This window comes from Exiguobacterium sp. R-39 (assembly GCF_049942815.1).
Taxonomy (GTDB): domain Bacteria; phylum Bacillota; class Bacilli; order Exiguobacteriales; family Exiguobacteriaceae; genus Exiguobacterium_A.
Map to the genome: position 1 here is coordinate 487,033 of NZ_CP187965.1, position 18,264 is coordinate 505,296.

An 18,264-nucleotide genomic window follows, 5' to 3' on the forward strand; every position below is an offset into this window, starting at 1 on the left:
TATTGAAGTGTACGGAGAATTACAACGATTCGGTTTTGATTAAAATCCCTTGTTTAATCAAACGATTGGTTGCCGTTTCCGGCGGATCACACGTAATCAGTGTAAGGGTTGCTTGTTTGACGTCTTGATTTAAGACGGACAAATCCGTTGGTTTGACAAGTTGTGAGGTCTTCATTTGATAGGTATACCGATGACTTTTTGTCGTCACGATGACATGTGCACCCGTTTTCAACTCGGGCAGACGGTTGAAATGCAGTCCTTTCGTGAAACTGCGGTGTCCCGCTAAGGCGTAATTCCCTTTACCGGGCGCGCCGGTTCCTTTCAGATGACCGATGCTTTGATCAAGAATGGTCGTCGAAGCACCTTCTAAGATGACCTGTTCAAAATCAAGTGATGGAATCGTCAGTAAGCCGCTACCGTTTGTTGCGACCGGTTTCTTCGTTTCCTTGGCATCGACCGCCTTTAAATTTTGTGTCCATTGCTGTTTTAGTTCGTCAGCGGCCTGTTGTTTTTGATGATTGGTATACATCGGCCAAAGAATGAGCAGGATGCCGGCAATCAAAAGAAGAAGACCAAGAAGTCGTCGTTTCATAAAAAAATCCTTTCATCTGCTGAAAAGCAGGATATACTTTTTTGAAAATCAGGGAAAAACTACACCTTCCCCGATGGAAAACTATTCTGTTATGATAGAGAGAACGATTTTGAAAACATGGGGTGCGAAAACAGATGAAATCTAAAAAAATAGTCGCGTTGACGTTGACGAGTACATTATTCCTCGGCGCGTGTTCGTTTGATTTATCACAAAAAAGCGATACAAAAGAAGTCATTACAGAGAGTGAACAAGGAAAAGAAGTCCAGGCTGTCGTCAGTCCGGCGATTGATACGACCGATTCCTATTACCGGACCGTCTTACCGTTCCGGCCGAGTGTCGCTCGCGGGATGACACAAAAACGAGTCAGTTCACGCCTGGAGTTGGATGAAATCGAGACCGGATTGATGCGTCACTCCACTCAATTTTTTGCTCCGGATAAATACTATTATCAAGAAGGACAACTGCTCGAGGCCGATCAAATTGCCCAGTGGTTGTTACGAAAAGGAAAAGCCGGGGATGGTGTCAGTGATCCGAACGGCTTGAACCCTGCCTATACGACCGGAAAGTCTTACAAAGAAAAAAACCAAAAGTCTCCTTTGATTCTATCGCACATTTTGGAACAGGACTACATGTTGGAAGAAGATAAAAAACTCGAACTCGGCGGGACATCCGTCGCTTTAGTCTTAAACAGCGAATATGTTTTCCAGGATGAAAACTACGGTCCGACCTATACCGTGAAACTCGACGAGAAAAAAGTCATCGCAGAAGGAAAACGGATGGCAAATGAATTGGTCAAGAAAATGCGGAAAACGGACGGTATCAAAACGACACCGATCCACGTCGCCTTGTATTTGCAGGAAAGTGAAGGGTCACCGGTTTCCGGACATTATGTATCTTCCGCCTTTATCGGGCGCGGCAATCAGATCAGTTCGAACGACTGGAAGAACTATGATGAAAAATATTATTACTACCCATCGGGTGCCGCGACGAACGATGTCCGTGATGATGCCGCGAAGTTTGATTTGTTCAAGGACCGCCTCGAAGACTATTTCCCGAACTACACCGGTATGATGGGAGAAGGCTTTTATCAGGAAGGTGAACTGAAGAAGTTGGAAATCAAGATTCCGGTTCAGTTTTACGGAAAAGCAGAACTCGTAGCGTTCATTCAATACGTGACCTACTTGCTCGAAAATCGTTGGGAATACAATCGGAATGTCCCGACAACGATTACCGTCACGAACTTGAACGGCGATACGGAAGCGATGTTATTCATCGAGCCGGATACGAAAAAACCGATTGTCAAAATCCGTTGATTTCATTTGAACAGACAGATTCCTTGCGCAAGCAGGAGTCTTTTTTGTTGAGTCTAAGCTGACTTTTAAGCACAACAAAACAACGATTTACTATTGTCAGATTTCTTTAGATTTACGAAAGCCGTCTTGAAGGCGCATAATAGAAAAGAAGCATCATGCGAATCAGCAGAGACACGCTGGATTCGCCTGTTTTAATCCATGGTAAGGGAGCGGGTCGCATGAAAGGTGGTATTTTTTCACAGATTAGCGCCGTCCACGAAGAGTTGCCTTCTTCTTCGCGGAAAGTCGCTGATTTTGTTTTATCGCATATGAATGAAATCGCGGGGATGACGATTCATCATTTAGCCGAGGAATCGGGAACAAGTGCCGCAGCGGTCGTCCGTTTTTGCCGGGCACTCGGTTTAAAAGGATATCCAGAACTGCGGATGCGGATTTCAGCGGATACGGCACGAACCGATTTAAAGGGGTATCATGATATTGAAAAAAATGAACGGCCTGCTGACTTAGTGGAAAAAACGGTCAGCAACAGCATTCAAGCCTTACAAGATACGGCGAAACAATTGAGTGAAGACCGGATTGCCGAAGCGGCGGATGTCTTGGACCAGGCACGCGCCATTTACTTTTACGGAATCGGGGCATCGAACGTCGTCGCGTTGGATGCTGCACAAAAATGGACACGCGTCGGGAAACTGACGATTCAGGAATCGGATCAACATCTCGTCGCGACGATTCTTGCGAACGCCAGTCCGGATGATGTCTTTTTTGCGATTTCTTACAGTGGTGAAACCGAGGAAGTCGTCGAGTTAATCCGGCTTGCCAAGATTCGCGGGCTGAAAGTCATCAGTTTGACGCGGTTCGGGGATAACCGGGTCAGCCAGTTGGCGGATATCGCCTTATGGACGTCACGGGCGCCGGAAGCGCCGTTACGCAGTGCGGCCTTAAGTTCGCGTCTCGCCCAGTTGTTTGCGATTGATGTGTTGTTTTTATCCTATGCTGCCGTCCATTATGACGATACGATCGAACGGCTGCAGTATACACGGGAAAGCGTCAAGATGTTGCACAGTAAAAAATAGGGGGCGTACATAATGAAACAGACAGTGGAAGAGATGGTGGAGCAGTTATTTCCAGTGATGGTCGAACGGCGTCGGTATTTACATCAACATCCTGAGTTGTCGTTTCATGAGGTCGATACCCCGCAATTCATTGCGGATCGATTGACGGAGCTTGGGATTGAAGTCCGGACCGGTGTCGGTGGCCGGGGGGTAGTCGGAACGATTCGCGGAGGAAAACCGGGAAAAACGGTCGCACTGCGGGCAGACTTTGATGCGTTGCCGATTCAGGATGAAAAAACCGTCGATTACCGGTCGACCGTGCCCGGTGTCATGCATGCATGCGGACATGACGGCCATACAGCGACGTTACTTGCCGTCGCCGAAATTCTGGTCCGTCAGAAAGAACAGTTGGCAGGGAACGTCGTCTTGATTCACCAACACGCGGAAGAAGTCGTTCCGGGCGGGGCACGGGACATGGTTGCCGACGGATGCCTCGACGGTGTCGATGTCATCTTCGGAACCCATCTGTGGTCGACGACGAAACTTGGAACGATTGGTTACCGGATCGGTCCTGTCATGGCAGCGGCCGATAAGTTCGAGTTGACGTTGTTCGGGCGCGGGGGACATGGCGCGAAGCCACACGAAACGATTGATGCCGTCGTACTCGGGGCGACGGTCGTCAAAGAGTTGCAAAGTATCGTCAGCCGCCGACTCGATCCCCTTCAGCAAGCGGTCTTGACCATCGGAACACTGCATGCCGGGAATACGTTTAATGTCATTGCCGACAGTGCGGAACTGACCGGGACAATCCGGACATTTGATCCGGAAGTCGCTGAGCAAATCGTCCACGAAATGGAACGGACGATTAAAGGCGTGTGTGACGCGGCAGGGGCGACCTATTCGTTTACGTACGAAAGAGGATATCCGGCGGTCGTCAATCATCCGCAAGAAACGAACCTTTTACGGACCGTTGCGTCTGACATCATGGGTGCGGATCACGTCTTTGAAATTGCTCCGACGATGGGCGGCGAAGACTTCGCGTATTATCTGCAACAAGTACCCGGCACCTTTTTCTTCACGGGAGCAGGGGACGAAACCTTTTATCCCCATCACCACCCGAAGTTTGACTTTGAAGAGCAGGCGATGCAGCATGCAGCCCGTATTTTAATCGAAGTGACCTTACGTTATCTCGAAGAGTCCAGTAATTGACGAAAAGACACCCGTTTTCCGGCCGATGATGACCGGAAGACGGGTGTCTTTTTCATGTGCTCTCTTATAAGATTTCTTGAACCCGACCGACTTGTCCGTCTTCGAGACGGACTTTGATTCCGTGCGGGTGATTCGGCGACTTGGTCAACAGATCCTTGACGATTCCTTCCGTCCGTTTACCTGTCCGCTGGTCTTGTTTTAATACGATACTGACGTGTTGTCCGATTTTAACATCGGCGCGTTTTTTACCATCCATGTCTTGATCGCTCCTTTTTCATAATGCTAGTTGTCAGTATATCATGGTTTCCTGGAGCGAAACTTGTTTGAGGAAAATGCGTAAAGTGAAAAGAACAAAAGAATCGTCAAAAAAAGTTTGACTATATTTGACCAATTGACTGACCAATTCTATAATTAAGATACAGAACAAAAAGTTAAGGGAGTGATCAGCGTGGCGAAAGACTATTATCGAACGCTTGGTGTCGAGAAGACGGCATCGAACCAGGAAATCAAACGGGCATACCGGAAGCTTGCGAAACAATACCATCCGGACGTCAATCAGGAAGCGAGTGCGGATCAGCGCTTCAAAGATATCCAGGAAGCGTTTGATGTCCTCGGGGATGAAGAAAAACGGGCACAGTATGATCAATATGGAAGTAACTATGAACGGATGGCTGGAGCGGGTTATGGACAGTCAGCCGACTATGACGATCTTTTCCGCCAATTCAACGGACGTCAATCCCGGACGGCGGGATCGGCAGGGCAATCGTTTGGATTTGAAGATATGTTCGGTTCGTTTTTTAGTCAAGAACCGGAAGAAACGGACGAAGAACTCGAATTGACGGTTCCGTTAAGTCATCTCAGTCAGAATGACAAGGTGACGATCCGACTGGCGACAGGAGCCATTCAAATGAGTCTGCCGAAAGATTTGTATGACGGGAAAAAAGTCCGGTTACGCGGGAAAAGTTCGAAACGCAACCGTAAAGGAATTGCGGGAGATGTGTACGTGACGATTCACCTGAAGGATGATGATCAATTCCGCCGGCAGGAAACCGATGTCATCTCGACTGTCCGTGTCTATCCGACGGTATTTGTTCTCGGTGGAGAAGTCGTGGCAGATACGTTGGAAGGAAAACGTGTCAAATTAAAAATCAAGCCCGGCACAAAACCGGGAGCCCGTCTTCGGATCCCGAATCGGGGACTCAGTAACCGGGAGGGACACCGCGGTGCCTTGCTGGTTCAACTGGAAGTCAAATTACCGGAAATGGAACCATCGTTTTATGAAGAGTGGGAAAATCGTTTATCTGTGAAGGAGTGACGGGAAAATGGATTTCGAAAAATTAACGGACCGGGCACATGAAGCCATCGTATCGGCACAAGCCATTGCCAAACAGCGTCGACACAGTGAGATTACAGAGTGGCACTTGTTGCTGGCTTTGCTTTCACAAGAAGAAGGCATTGCACGGATTGTTTTTGAGAAACTCGATCAACGGATCGACCAGTTGGAGACGGGCGTCAATGAAGCACTCGGACGGTTACCGGCGCTCGGTCAATCCTCGACGCCGCGAATCAGCAACTCCTTATTGCAGGTGTTGACGGAAGCAGAAACCGAAGCCCGTTTGATGCAAGACGATTACGTTTCTGTCGAGCACTTATTGTTAGGTCTTGTGAAACAATCGAGTCCGGCGACACAATATTTGCGGAGTCAGGGTGTGACCGAACAGGTCTTGCGGGAAGCCATCATCGAGATGCGGGGCAACCGGAAGGTGACGACGAAAAATCCGGAAGCGACCTTTGATGTCCTGAAGAAATACGGGCGGGATCTCGTCGCGGATTTCCGGTCCGGTAAAACGGATCCGGTCATCGGACGGGATGACGAGATTCGCCGGGTCATCCGGATTCTCAGCCGGAAAACAAAAAATAATCCCGTCCTGATTGGCGAACCTGGGGTCGGTAAAACGGCAATCGTCGAAGGACTGGCTCAAAGGATTGTCCGGGGCGATGTACCGGAGAGTCTCAAAAACAAACAGTTGTTCAGCCTCGATATGAGTACGCTTGTCGCGGGTGCCAAATACCGTGGTGAATTCGAAGAACGTCTTCAGGCGGTCTTAAATGAAGTTAAGGAAGCAGAAGGACAAATTCTGTTGTTCATCGACGAATTGCACACGATTGTCGGTGCCGGGAAGACCGAAGGCGCGATGGATGCCGGAAACATGCTGAAACCGATGCTTGCCCGCGGAGAGCTGCACTGTATCGGTGCGACGACTTTAGATGAATACCGGAAGTACATCGAAAAAGATCCTGCACTTGAACGCCGCTTCCAACAAGTGCTGGTCGCGGAACCGGATGTCGAAGATACGATTTCGATTTTACGTGGTCTGAAAGAACGGTTTGAAATCCATCATGGTGTCCGGATTCATGATAATGCCCTGGTTGCGGCAGCCATCCTGTCAGACCGGTACATCACGGACCGTTTCATGCCCGATAAAGCCATTGATTTAGTCGATGAAGCGTGTGCGATGATTCGGACCGATATGGAATCGATGCCGGCGGAACTGGATTCACTCGTCCGCCGTGTCATGCAACTTGAAATCGAAGAAGCCGCACTGAAAAAAGAAACCGATGAAGCATCCCGGAAACGACTCGAGACCCTGCAACAGGAACTCAGTTCTGTCCGGGAAGACGAAAGTGCGCTCCGGACACGATGGGAACGCGAGAAAGACAGTTCCCAAAATGTCCAGCAGTTGCGGGCAGATCTTGAAAAAGCAAAACTGGCTCTTCAGGAAGCTGAAGGACGGTATGATTTGAATACAGCCTCGGAAATCAAATACGGACAGATTCCGGCACTTGAAAATCAGTTGAAAGTGGCGGAAGAATCAGCGGAACACGTCGCGCATGAACTCGTCCGGGAAGCCGTGACGGACGAAGAGATTTCCGATATCGTGTCGAAGTGGACGGGAATTCCCGTCAGCCGTCTCGCACAAGGGGAACGCGAAAAGTTACTGTATTTAGAAGATACGTTGCATGAACGTGTTTTTGGTCAGGATGAAGCAGTCCGGCTGGTCTCGGATGCTGTCATCCGGGCGCGTGCAGGAATCAAAGATCCGAATCGTCCAATCGGTTCGTTCCTGTTCCTTGGACCGACAGGAGTCGGGAAAACGGAACTTGCGAAAGCTCTTGCAGCCGCCATGTTTGACAGTGAAGAACACATCGTCCGGATTGATATGTCCGAGTATATGGAGAAACACAACGTTTCCCGCCTGGTTGGAGCACCTCCCGGTTATGTCGGTTATGAAGAAGGCGGTCAATTAACAGAAGCCGTCCGTCGGAGTCCGTATTCGGTGCTGTTGTTTGACGAAATCGAAAAAGCACACGGGGACGTCTTCAATATCTTACTTCAAGTACTGGACGACGGCCGTTTGACCGATGCGCAAGGACGGGTGGTCGATTTCAAGAACACGATTGTCATCATGACATCGAACATTGGATCGCATATTTTACTCGAAGCAGCAAAAGACGGTGATATTGATGCGGCCGAAGAAGAAGCGGTCCGCCAAGAACTGAAAAAGTATTTCCGGCCGGAATTCCTGAACCGGATTGATGACACGATTCTGTTCCATCCTCTCCACCGGGCGGAAATCGAACGGATCATCGACAAGGCCGTCAGCAAGATGGCAGAACGTCTGTCAGGTCGTGAAATTACGATTGATGTCACAGAAGCGGCGAAAACGTTAATTTTCAATGAAGCGTTTGAACCACAGTACGGTGCCCGTCCGATTAACCGGTATATCCAGCGGACGATTGAAACGAAACTGGCACGGGCTCTGATTAGTGGATCCATCCAGGATGGTTCGCATGTGGCGATCGATACAGATGGTACAGAACTCGTTATCCGCTAAACTATAGTTTAAAAGGTCGTCTCATCCTCTGACAGTCAGGGGAGAGACGACCTTTTGAATGAGAAGGAAAACTAAAAAAGAATAACGGCATACCTCGTGACGAAAAAGCATGATAAGCTAATGAAAACGACAGGAAGAGGGACTCCGATGAACGTAACGCAACAACAACTAGAAGAATTAATCGCTGAATGCCGCCCCTATACGGTGCTCGGGCAGGTGGCGAGTTATATACCAGAACTGGCAAAATCGGAACCGACCCAACTCGGAATCGCTGTTTGTAATGCAGACGGCAGTTTTGTATCCGCGGGAGACGCCGAAACGATGTTCACCTTACAAAGTGTTTCAAAAATCATCACGTTAGCCTTTGTCCTCGAGACATTTGGTGAAGATTACGTGTTCTCGAAGGTCGGTATGGAACCGACGGGAGACGCGTTCAACTCGATTGCGAAGCTTGAAGAGACGATTCCGACGAAACCCCTGAATCCGATGATCAACGCCGGAGCACTCGCTGTGACGAGCATGTTACCGGGGGAAGATGCAGCCGATAAGCTGAACCGGTTACGCCAATTCATTGCCGATCTGCTGGATATCGAACTCGATATGGTCAAATACGATGCAGAGGTCGCGAAGTCCGAATTCGAGACGACCGACTTAAACCGGGCTCTGCTGTACTTCATGCGGTATCATGGAGTCATCGAAGGAAATGTGGAAGAAATCATCGATGTTTATACGAAACAGTGTGCGATTTTGACCAATTGTAAAGGACTCGCGATGATGGGGAAAATTTTAAGTCAATCCGGAAAAACACCATCCGGGAATCAAGTCATCTCCCGCCGGAATGCACGGATCATCCGGGCGATCATGACGACATGCGGCATGTACGATGCGTCCGGTGAATTTTCAGTCCAGGTCGGGTTACCCGGAAAAAGCGGGGTATCGGGTGCCATCGTGGCCTGTGGTCGCAGTGACTTCGACATGGCGGACCTTGGAATCGGTATCTTCGGACCGGCACTTGACCTGAAAGGAAATTCGATTGCCGGAACGAAGATGCTGGAGTTGCTCGTCCAGCGTCATCCTTAATCAAACGACAGTTGATCGAGCAGTTTCGAAAGCTTTTTCTCAAGACGGGTGATTTCTTTTTGTTGTTGCGCAAGCTCGTCGTCAGGAACGCTGAAAAGACGCCAGCGTTCGAGGCGGTTATACGTATCATTGATGTCACCTAATTGGGTTTGAATCCGTTTTAACCGGTCGACGGACGATTTCGGGAAATCGGTATACGGACGTAAATACTCGACCGTATAGCGGTAGAACTTTGTTGCAAGCCGTAACTCATGCATCATCTGAATACGCTTATTCCCTTCCTTATGCTGAACTTTTTCATAATGAAGTTTCTTTTTGTCGAATCGTTTTTCAACTGTCTGAAGAAGATCTTTTTCATCAATCCGTTTTAATTGTTTCGTCAAGCGACCGGCTAAAAATCGACGGACGGAGCGGTCGAGTTCGTCGGAAATCAACAGATGCATCGTTTCGAGTAACGTGGCCCGTTTGCCTTGCAGTTGTAAGGCGAGGTGTTCCGCGAATAACTGCTCAATCGGAGAAGTGACACCTTGTTGACTGAGTTGAACATCAAGATCCCGGACTTGACCGAACGCAGCCATCAATCGTTTCCAGATGAGATAGATTGGTTCCTCCGTTTGATCGACTAACTTCGCGAAGGTGATTAATTTACGTAAACGGATCCGCGCCTGGTGAACGTCTTCCGGGTTTTTAAATGTTTGGGCTTCCTCGGCATAATGATTAAATGTCGACCAGGTCTCGAGTAATTCAAAAGTTAAATTTTCCGCATCACGATGATTCAAATGAATCCCTCCTTAAATAATTTACGTAGAACAAATAGCAAACTTGAATGCTTCAATAAAAATAGGGTGCAGGTTGCCCTGGAATGTGGTGGAACAATGTTAGAGACAACTACGCTATCGGGAAAGATTCAACAGTTCATGAAGATTTTCTTTCCGATTCTGGTCACACAGGTAGCGTTTTACTTAATTAGTTTTTTTGATACGGTCATGGCCGGACGATATGGGTCGGCTGATTTAGCGGGCGTCGGCGTCGGAGCCAGTCTGTGGGCACCGGTTTACACAGGATTGACGGGTATTTTATTAGCCGTGGCACCGCTTGTCTCCCAAGCAATGGGGGCACGAAAAGAGCGGGAAGTGAAGCGGATCGTGATTCAGGCATTGTATGTCTCCGTCGTCATCATCGTTTTGACGGTTCTGCTTGGACTCGTGCTCGTGAATCCGATTTTGAACCAAATGGAATTATCGGATCAGGCACGTTATGTTGCCCGCATCTATCTCGTCATGTTAGGTTTTGGAATCATTCCGATGTTCGTCTTCTTTGTCCTGCGCACCTTAATTGATTCGTTAGGCAAATCGAACATCACAATGACGTTATTATTATTCTCTTTACCCATTAATGTGGCTTTCAATTATCTGTTTATCTTCGGAAAGTTTGGTTTTCCGGAACTGGGCGGGATTGGAGCAGGAGTGGCAACAGCCATCACATACTGGATTTTATGTATCGCGGTTGTTGGTGTCGTCTTGAAAGGTGAACTGTTTCAACGGCTCGGGATTCTCCGTCGTTTTTATAAACCGGATGTAACTCGAATCAAAGAATTGGTATTGCTCGGTGCACCGATTGGATTAGCAATCTTTTCGGAAGTCAGTATCTTTTCAGCCGTGACTTTGCTGCTTGGCGCCTACGGCGATGTCGTCATTGGAGCCTATCAGGCAGCGATTAACTTTGCTTCGTTCGTTTATATGATTCCACTCTCGGCCGCATCAGCCCTGACGATTACGGTCGGGTTCGAGATGGGAGCCAAGCGGGTCAAGGACGCCGTCCAGTACGTGTGGATCGGCTTGTTGCTGTGTCTGGTCGTTTCCTTGTTTTCAGGTGGACTGCTGTACGTTCAAAATGAACGGATTGCGGCACTTTACAGCAACGATCCGGCAGTCATCAAAATGGCGGCTCATTTCATGATTTTAGCGATTTTCTTTCAATTATCCGATGCAGTCGCGGCACCCACTCAAGGGGCACTTCGCGGATTCAAAGATGTCAACGTCACGTTTATTTTGACGATTACCGCGTACTGGGTCATCGGACTACCACTCGGATTTTATTTTGAGCGGTTTACGGAACTTGGACCGGATGGGTATTGGTGGGGATTGATCATCGGACTTGCCGTCGGAGCCAGTCTTCTCTTGCTCCGCCTGATGCATCTTGTCAGAAAATCAAAGGAGGTCGTGAAATGAGATTCAATAAACAACGTGTGTTGACAGTGGCGAAAATCATTTTGCCGATTATCTTGATTGCATTCATTTTTTATCAGGGTCAAAACGAATTAAGAAGTCTGTCGTTAAAGGAATCGATTCGGGCGATTCAGCAAATTCCGTCCTGGAAGTTTATTTTATTGATTGTATCGGGGCTTGCAGCGGTCGCGACGATGTTCTTTTATGATTTCTTTTTATTGCGTTCGCTTCAAGTGAAGGTTCCGATCGGATTGATTTTCCGGGCATCCTGGATTGCCAACTCGTTTAACGGCATCATCGGTTTCGGCGGACTTGCCGGAATGGGGGTCAGAACCGCCCTCTATCGACCGTTCGTCGAAGGAACCCGGTTATTGAAAGCCATCGGTTGGATGGCACCGACACTGATCAGCGGATTATCGATTTTATCGGCATTATCCTTATTAAACGTCTTTCCGGCATTTGAAGTGTTGGATTTAAAGAAATGGTTATGGCCGGTCATCATCGGTGTTGCCTTCTTCTTCCCGGTCTATCTGTTGTTTACTTTCCGACGGGGGAGCAGCAGTATCCGTCCGTCGTCGATCGCCCTCTATTCGCTTGTATCGCTTGCGGAATGGTTCAGTGCGGGAGTCGTCGTCTATTTTATTTTGGCGGCCCTCGGAACGGATGTCAGTTTTTCTAAAGTCATCGGCGTCTTCATCATCGCCGCGACAGCCGGTCTGATTTCGATGGTACCGGGAGGATTCGGTTCGTTTGACTTGGTCTTTTTGATCGGTATGCAGCGTGCCGGCGTCGAAGAAGGTATCGTCCTTACCGGATTGTTGATTTATCGTCTTGTATATTATTTGATTCCTTTTGTGATCGGGGTCATTTTCTCGGCACGTGAGTTCAGCGGTCCGGTCGTCAAAATGATTGAGGATAAACCGATTGTCGGCCCGTCGGTTGAGGTCGGCGGCGTCATCTGGCGGCTTCAGTTACGTTTTTTAAGTAAAGTCCGACATTTTACATTGGCCTTGATTACGTTACTCGCCGGCATCGCGATTTGGGGTCTGGCGATTTTGCCGCCAAACTCGACACAGTATGAATATTTGGAAGCCCGTCTGCCGCATGAATTGTTGTTGCTTGCGAACAGTTTCTTTTTGATGGCCGGCTTGTTGTATGTACTGCTTGCACCGTCTCTGTACCGACGGACTAAACGTTCGCTGTATATGATTTATGGTGTTTCGGCTTTTGCTTTGATCGGGATGGCACTGCGCGGATTTAACTTGATCTCCTTGTCTGTCGTGTTGATCGTGCTGGTTTTAGTGACGATGTCACGGAGTGCCTTTCATCGTGAACGGACGTTGATCACGACGACTCGACTGATTAGGGCCGCTTTTGCCGGTTTTTTATACATCGGTGGATTCATCTTCTTCGGATATGCCTTTTACACACTCGGTTCGGCTGACGGAACAAAGGTTTATCCTGCCCATGAGATCTTCATGTTTGCCGCGAGTGCATCGATTTTTGCACTTGTCTACACACTCGTCTTCATTCGTTTATTCAATACCTTTAATCAGCCGGTCTTGGGTGAAAAGTTAGATCTGCAAAAAGTTAAGGATGTCTTGACGGAAGAAGGGGGAAATTATTTAAGTCACCTGGCTTTTCTCGGAGATAAACGCTTTTTCTTCTCCGAGTCCGGACGTTCATTTATTCAGTTCAGTCAGACCGGAAACCGGATTATGATGCTTGGTGATCCGAGCGGAAATCCGGAAGAGCATTCCCAGTTGATTGCCTGTTTCTTACGGCGTGTTGAGGATTTAGGTTATATCCCGAACATCTATCAGATTCAGGCACAGAACATGTCGTTGTATCATGATTTCGGCTTTAATTTCTTTAAGCTTGGTGAAGAGGCGATTGTCGACATGACGACCTTTACCGTTTCCGGGAAAAAACGGGCCGGCTTACGTTCCATTAAAAATCGTTTTGAACGGGAAGGGATGACGTTTGAAGTCGTATCGCCTCCATTTAGTGAAGCGTTGCTGAATCAATTACGTGACATCTCGGATGAATGGTTAGGAGGGAAATCCGAAAAAGGATTTTCATTAGGCTATTTCAACGAGTCTTATTTGAATCAAGCGCCGATCGGCATCATGCGTGATGCCAATCAGCAGATGCTTGGATTCATGACATTCATGCCGGCGTATCAGGAAGGTGTTCTCTCGATTGATTTGATGCGTTTTCGTCCGGATGGTCCGAACGGGATCATGGATGCCATGTTTATCCGCTTGTTTGACTATGCGACTGAGCAAGGCTACCACACCTTTAATATGGGAATGGCTCCTCTCTCATCCGTTGGTGAGGACGAAACATCATTTTGGCAGGAACGTGTAGCTGCCGACGTATTCAACAACATCCGGTACATGTACAGCTTTACCGGGTTGAGACGCTATAAAGAAAAATATGATCCGAAGTGGGAAGGACGTTACCTCGCATATCGCAAACGTCAATCATTAACAATTGCGATTTTAAAAGTGACACGTCTGATTTCGAAGAAAAAGGACCGGATTTTATTACCGTAATCAAAGAAGATTCTGGACTAGACTCCGGAATCTTCTTTTTCATAATCAGTTAAATGTATAAAGGTCTATACAACTAGAAACAACAGCGGTATACTAATGGTGAAGAACCAACACTTGTCGGAATCAAAAAGAGAAAGGAAGAAACAAGATGCCAAGCATGATTCATGCAGAAATTTATACGGGACATACTGTCATTCAAGACGGATTCATCCGCTTTGAAGAGACCATCCAGGAAATCGGGAAGATGTCAGATTATACACCGCGCGACGAAGTCGTCATCGATCTTAAAGGAAAACGACTGATTCCAGGAATGATTGATGTTCATATCCACGGTGGATATGATGTCGACACGATGGATGCGAACGAGGAAGCGATGCACCGGTTGAGTAAAGCGATGCTTGCGGAAGGTGTCACGTCTTTTTTTGCGACGACGATTACCCAAGACTGGGACCAAATCACGCGGGCACTAGAAGTCACACGGGACGTCATCAATTCCCGGCAGACCACGATTGAAGGGATTCATCTGGAAGGACCGTTCATTAATCCGGACTACGCCGGAGCCCAACCGTTGGAATACATCGTCGAACCGGATGCAAATCAATTTTTAATATGGCAACAGGCATCCGGAAATCAGATCAAACTGGTCACGTACGCTCCGGAACAGCCCGGTGCCCGAAACTTTGAAGCGGTGGTCCGAGAGACGGGTGCGATTCCGTCTGCCGGACATACCGATGCGACATTCGATCAAAATCATTTAGGTAATGTCACCCACGGGACGCATCTCTATAATCAAATGCGCGCCTTGCATCACAGGGAACCAGGGACGGTCGGGTATTGTCTTCTCGAACGATCGGTATACGCGGAAATCATTCCGGACGGGATTCATAGTTCAAAAGAGATGGTCGAATTCGCTTATCGGATGAAAGGGTCAGACCGTTTGACGGTCATCACCGATGCGATGCGAGCGAAGGGATTGTCGGACGGAGAATATGAACTTGGTGGACAGACGGTGCACGTCAAGGACGGAGCCGCGCGTCTTGAAAGCGGGAACTTGGCAGGCAGTGTCCTGACGATGGATCAGGCGTTACGCAATATCATCACTTTTACCGGCTGTTCACTCGAACAAGCGGTACAAATGACTTCGATCAATCAGGCAGAAGAATTTGGCTTAACACATAAAGGGCGACTCGAGCGGGGCAAGGATGCGGACTTTGTTGTATTGACGACAGACTTGGAAGTCGAACAAACCGTTCACCGCGGGAAAGTGCACCGATTTACAAACGGAAAGGGGTAACAACTAATGAAATGGATGATTGTAGAAAAAGCAGAAGAATTGGCAAATGTCTCGTACCAACTGCTCAAACAGGAGATTTTAAGACACCCGGAAGGATTGACGATTGGACTGGCGACCGGCAGTTCTCCGCTCGGTGTGTATGAAGAATGGCGCAAGGATCAAGTGGATTGCCGGCATGTGACGACCGTCAACTTGGACGAATACGTCGGACTGAGCCCGGATCATCCGCACAGTTATCATACGTTCATGCAAGAACATTTGTTTGATGCGGTCGACTTTAAAGAATCCTATGTACCGATTGGAAACACGATCAATCCGAGTCAAGAGAGTGCGCGGTACGAAGAACTGGTTCGGAAATTGGGAATCGACATTCAATTGCTCGGCATCGGTTCGAACGGTCATATCGCATTTAATGAACCCGGTACACCGTTTGATGCGACAACCCATGTGACTGAGCTGACCGAGTCGACCCGGATTGCCAACCAACGTTTTTTCGATCGGTTGGAGGATGTTCCGACTGAAGCGATCACGATGGGAATCGGAACGATCATGGAAGCGAAGAAGATTTTGTTAGTCGCTTCAAGCGAGCGAAAAGCAGAGGCGATTCGCGACATGATGGAAGGTCCGGCAACGACTGCTTGCCCGGCGACGATTTTACAACGTCATGCCGATGTGATGGTTGTTCTTGACGAAGAAGCCGCAAGCTTGTTATCGGACGAAGCAAAACGTACAGGCAGAGCTGCCTATACCAACTTCATGAAATGAAACAACAACTCGTCTTTGATGAGACCGGACTGCTTTAGACCGTTCTTCTCAAGAGGCGAGTTTTGTATTGAATTTCGGTTTAGCTGTTCCATCGCAAAAGCAGTGAAGACACATGATCTTAATCGAATCGTAAATTGACATTTTAATAAAAGTCGGGATAATGGAGAATAGTGAACTTTACAGAAAATTTACATGAAAATGAGGGCTTACAGATGCAGACGAGATCAGCAAGAAAGAGGCAACCGAGTGCTGGCAAGATGTTCATCAAAGTGATTGCCGCCTTGTTATTACTTTTGACCGTCATCGGTTCCGGTTATGCGGGAGCGGTTTTCATAAAAACACAGGAAACACTGGCGAGAACACAAATCAACATTCCGGGTTCGAAAGTCAGTTCGAAATATGATGATGTCCCGTCCGAATCTTTTTTGATTTTAGGAACGGATGAGACGAAAGCCAGTAAAGAACGCAAGGAACCGGCACGATCAGATGTCATGATTGTCGGTGTCTTGAATAAAAAGACGGAGCAATTGGTACTGACCAGTATTCCGCGGGATTCACTCGTCAATATCGATTACTCCAAATATGATGTGCCGTACGGGAAAACGGGTGTCGAGCAGGATAAAATCACCCATGCGCATTATTTTGGTTCGATGGACAAATCGAGTTCATACAACGGAATCAAACTCGCCCGTGAGACAACGGAAAATCTGCTTGGTATTGAAATCAACCATGTCGTTAAAGTCAATTTTCAAGGATTCGTTCAGTTGATCGATGCGCTGGACGGAGTTGATATCGATGTGCGTTATGCGTTCAAAGAACAGGATTCAGCCCGTAAAGCCGGAACGATTACCGTTCCGAAAGGCATGCAACATTTGACTGGGGAACAAGCACTCGCTTATGTCCGGAATCGCCATGATGATCCACTCGGTGATATTGGTCGAGGGCAAAAGCAGATGCAGGTCATTCAGGCTGTTGCGAAAGAAGCCGCAAGCTTCCGTTCGCTTGGTGCGTACCGTGATATCTTAGACGCTGTCGGAGACAATGTCGAAACGAACTTAGGACCAAATGATTATCTTCGTTTAGCTGATTTTACGACGGCTTTACGTAATACGACAGAATACCAGCTCGCAGGTGAAGGATACATCGGCATCAGCGGGAAATGGGAATATCATCTGGACCCGAATCAACTTGATCGTGTCAAAGCCAATTTGACCAAGGCGATGCAAGGACAAGAAGTTTCACCCATAAAAGAAGAGACAAGCACACCGGAGGAAACGGATTCGACGACAGTCGAGCAACCCGTTCAATAACTGTTTCAGACGGATGAGCCTAAAAAAGCACACGTTTCAGATACTTTCTTGAAAAGTATCCTGAAATGTGTGCTTTTTTGCTCGAAAAAAAGAAAGTGGACTTCTCCTGACTTCAAATCAGACTCAGCGTTGCCTTTCCATTTCGACCGTGAACGTATACCGGTCGCCGCGATAAGCAGAGATGACATATTCAAACGGTTGATCGGTGGCAAGGAAAGTCAGCTGCTCGACGGACAACACCGGTGAACTGACCGACAGACCGAGATGTTGCGCTTCTTCTTTTGTCGCGAGGCGTGATTCGAAAGTCTGACTGGCACGGCCAAGGTTGAGTCCACTGGCTTCAGCAAAGGCATAGAGAGACGTGATAGCGACGTCCTGATTCAATCCCGGCAACAACTGTTCCGGGATGTAGACCGTTTCGAGCGCAAGCGGTTGTTCGTTTGCGATCCGTAACCGTTTTAATTCATAGATTTTGGCTCCTTCACGAATACCAAGTTTATTCGCGATTGTCATTTCAGCAGCAATCGTCTGGTAGGACAACAATTCACTTGCCGGTTCCAATCCAAGATGTTCCATCTCTTCAGAAAAACTGGTCAAACCAGACAGTTGCATGACGATTTTTTTATTGGCAACGAATGTACCGCGTCCTTTTTGACGAATCAGATAACCGGCGTTGACGAGGTTCGAGATGGCTTGACGGACAGTCATCCGGCTGATTTGATGGGCCTCGGCGAATTCGCGTTCTGAGGGAATCAAATCGCCCGGTTGTAATAGACCTTCTTCGATTTGTTGCTTTAAGGCAGCCTCAATTTGGTAGTAGATTGGAAGTGGTGAATTTTTATTGATGTGCTGAATCACGGCATTTCGTCCCTTCGCGGTCGATAGTCTTTCATCTAGTGTACTAGGAAATGAAGATGTCGACAAACGATTGTAAGTGATTTGTGTCATAATAGAAGCAAATTCAGTA

15 protein-coding genes are annotated in these 18,264 nt (G+C 47.9%); 11 read left to right on the top strand and 4 right to left on the bottom strand.

What is annotated here, in order from left to right; genetic code table 11:
- Positions 1-19 precede the first annotated feature (19 nt).
- Positions 20-592, bottom strand: a complete 573-nt coding sequence (locus ACP26N_RS02565) for a class D sortase (protein WP_114596947.1) — start codon at positions 590-592, stop codon at positions 20-22.
- A gap of 134 nt (positions 593-726) precedes the next feature.
- On the opposite strand from ACP26N_RS02565, the gene ACP26N_RS02570 reads away from it, so the two are divergent.
- From ACP26N_RS02570 to ACP26N_RS02580, 3 genes are all read left to right on the top strand, one after another.
- On the top strand, positions 727-1,905 hold the full coding sequence (locus ACP26N_RS02570; protein ID WP_026829293.1) for a CamS family sex pheromone protein: 1,179 nt from the start codon (positions 727-729) through the stop codon (positions 1,903-1,905).
- Between the two features lie 218 nt (positions 1,906-2,123).
- Positions 2,124-2,978, top strand: a complete 855-nt coding sequence (locus ACP26N_RS02575) for a MurR/RpiR family transcriptional regulator (RefSeq protein WP_131504460.1) — start codon at positions 2,124-2,126, stop codon at positions 2,976-2,978.
- 12 nt (positions 2,979-2,990) lie between these two features.
- Positions 2,991-4,166 carry a M20 metallopeptidase family protein gene (locus ACP26N_RS02580; RefSeq protein ID WP_131504461.1) on the top strand — a complete coding sequence of 392 codons (1,176 nt, stop codon included), beginning with the start codon at positions 2,991-2,993 and terminating at the stop codon, positions 4,164-4,166.
- A 64-nt stretch (positions 4,167-4,230) separates the two neighbouring features.
- On the opposite strand, the gene ACP26N_RS02585 is transcribed toward ACP26N_RS02580, so the two are convergent.
- A complete protein-coding gene (locus tag ACP26N_RS02585; RefSeq protein ID WP_012369376.1) occupies positions 4,231-4,422 on the bottom strand; it encodes a YwbE family protein in 192 nt (63 codons plus the stop codon).
- A 192-nt stretch (positions 4,423-4,614) separates the two neighbouring features.
- Here ACP26N_RS02585 and ACP26N_RS02590 point away from each other — a divergent pair, with 192 nt between their 5' ends.
- From ACP26N_RS02590 to glsA, 3 genes are all read left to right on the top strand, one after another.
- Positions 4,615-5,481, top strand: coding sequence for a DnaJ C-terminal domain-containing protein (locus ACP26N_RS02590; RefSeq protein WP_012369377.1), 867 nt, complete (start codon positions 4,615-4,617; stop codon positions 5,479-5,481).
- 7 nt (positions 5,482-5,488) lie between these two features.
- Positions 5,489-8,062 (top strand): ATP-dependent chaperone ClpB, encoded by a 2,574-nt coding sequence (gene clpB, locus ACP26N_RS02595; protein WP_188005142.1) that lies wholly within the window; start codon positions 5,489-5,491, stop codon positions 8,060-8,062.
- 147 nt (positions 8,063-8,209) lie between these two features.
- Positions 8,210-9,142 (top strand): glutaminase A, encoded by a 933-nt coding sequence (gene glsA, locus ACP26N_RS02600; protein WP_012369379.1) that lies wholly within the window; start codon positions 8,210-8,212, stop codon positions 9,140-9,142.
- On the opposite strand, the gene ACP26N_RS02605 is transcribed toward glsA, so the two are convergent.
- Positions 9,139-9,921 (bottom strand): CHAD domain-containing protein, encoded by a 783-nt coding sequence (locus ACP26N_RS02605; protein WP_426354711.1) that lies wholly within the window; start codon positions 9,919-9,921, stop codon positions 9,139-9,141. The genes glsA and ACP26N_RS02605 overlap by 4 nt on opposite strands.
- 96 nt (positions 9,922-10,017) lie before the next feature.
- On the opposite strand from ACP26N_RS02605, the gene ACP26N_RS02610 reads away from it, so the two are divergent.
- The 5 genes from ACP26N_RS02610 (at position 10,018) to ACP26N_RS02630 (ending at position 17,297) form a co-directional block, all read left to right on the top strand.
- Complete coding sequence (locus ACP26N_RS02610; protein ID WP_426354713.1) at positions 10,018-11,373, top strand: MATE family efflux transporter; 1,356 nt, start codon at positions 10,018-10,020, stop codon at positions 11,371-11,373.
- On the top strand, positions 11,370-13,928 hold the full coding sequence (gene mprF, locus ACP26N_RS02615; protein WP_131504465.1) for a bifunctional lysylphosphatidylglycerol flippase/synthetase MprF: 2,559 nt from the start codon (positions 11,370-11,372) through the stop codon (positions 13,926-13,928). The genes ACP26N_RS02610 and mprF overlap by 4 nt, the downstream gene beginning before the upstream one ends.
- 148 nt (positions 13,929-14,076) lie before the next feature.
- Positions 14,077-15,222 (top strand): N-acetylglucosamine-6-phosphate deacetylase, encoded by a 1,146-nt coding sequence (gene nagA / locus ACP26N_RS02620; protein WP_426354715.1) that lies wholly within the window; start codon positions 14,077-14,079, stop codon positions 15,220-15,222.
- Between the two features lie 6 nt (positions 15,223-15,228).
- On the top strand, positions 15,229-15,987 hold the full coding sequence (gene nagB / locus ACP26N_RS02625) for a glucosamine-6-phosphate deaminase (protein WP_131504467.1): 759 nt from the start codon (positions 15,229-15,231) through the stop codon (positions 15,985-15,987).
- A 212-nt stretch (positions 15,988-16,199) separates the two neighbouring features.
- The gene (locus tag ACP26N_RS02630) at positions 16,200-17,297 is read left to right on the top strand and encodes an LCP family protein (protein ID WP_214855962.1); all 1,098 of its coding nucleotides are present in this window, start codon (positions 16,200-16,202) and stop codon (positions 17,295-17,297) included.
- A gap of 123 nt (positions 17,298-17,420) precedes the next feature.
- Here the strand turns inward: ACP26N_RS02630 and phnF are convergent, their stop codons facing one another.
- A complete protein-coding gene (gene phnF, locus ACP26N_RS02635) occupies positions 17,421-18,155 on the bottom strand; it encodes a phosphonate metabolism transcriptional regulator PhnF (RefSeq protein ID WP_012369386.1) in 735 nt (244 codons plus the stop codon).
- Positions 18,156-18,264 lie beyond the last annotated feature (109 nt).

Excerpts from the sequence above, each read along its gene's own strand:
- ACP26N_RS02575 (WP_131504460.1), top strand. The coding sequence starts at position 2,124 with ATGAAAGGTGGTATTTTTTCACAGATTAGCGCCGTCCACGAAGAGTTG.
- nagB (WP_131504467.1), top strand. The coding sequence starts at position 15,229 with ATGAAATGGATGATTGTAGAAAAAGCAGAAGAATTGGCAAATGTCTCG.
- clpB (WP_188005142.1), top strand. The coding sequence starts at position 5,489 with ATGGATTTCGAAAAATTAACGGACCGGGCACATGAAGCCATCGTATCG.
- nagA (WP_426354715.1), top strand. The coding sequence starts at position 14,077 with ATGCCAAGCATGATTCATGCAGAAATTTATACGGGACATACTGTCATT.
- ACP26N_RS02610 (WP_426354713.1), top strand. The coding sequence starts at position 10,018 with ATGTTAGAGACAACTACGCTATCGGGAAAGATTCAACAGTTCATGAAG.
- mprF (WP_131504465.1), top strand. The coding sequence starts at position 11,370 with ATGAGATTCAATAAACAACGTGTGTTGACAGTGGCGAAAATCATTTTG.
- ACP26N_RS02585 (WP_012369376.1), bottom strand. The coding sequence starts at position 4,422 with ATGGATGGTAAAAAACGCGCCGATGTTAAAATCGGACAACACGTCAGT.
- ACP26N_RS02565 (WP_114596947.1), bottom strand. The coding sequence starts at position 592 with ATGAAACGACGACTTCTTGGTCTTCTTCTTTTGATTGCCGGCATCCTG.
- ACP26N_RS02580 (WP_131504461.1), top strand. The coding sequence starts at position 2,991 with ATGAAACAGACAGTGGAAGAGATGGTGGAGCAGTTATTTCCAGTGATG.
- ACP26N_RS02630 (WP_214855962.1), top strand. The coding sequence starts at position 16,200 with ATGCAGACGAGATCAGCAAGAAAGAGGCAACCGAGTGCTGGCAAGATG.
- ACP26N_RS02570 (WP_026829293.1), top strand. The coding sequence starts at position 727 with ATGAAATCTAAAAAAATAGTCGCGTTGACGTTGACGAGTACATTATTC.
- glsA (WP_012369379.1), top strand. The coding sequence starts at position 8,210 with ATGAACGTAACGCAACAACAACTAGAAGAATTAATCGCTGAATGCCGC.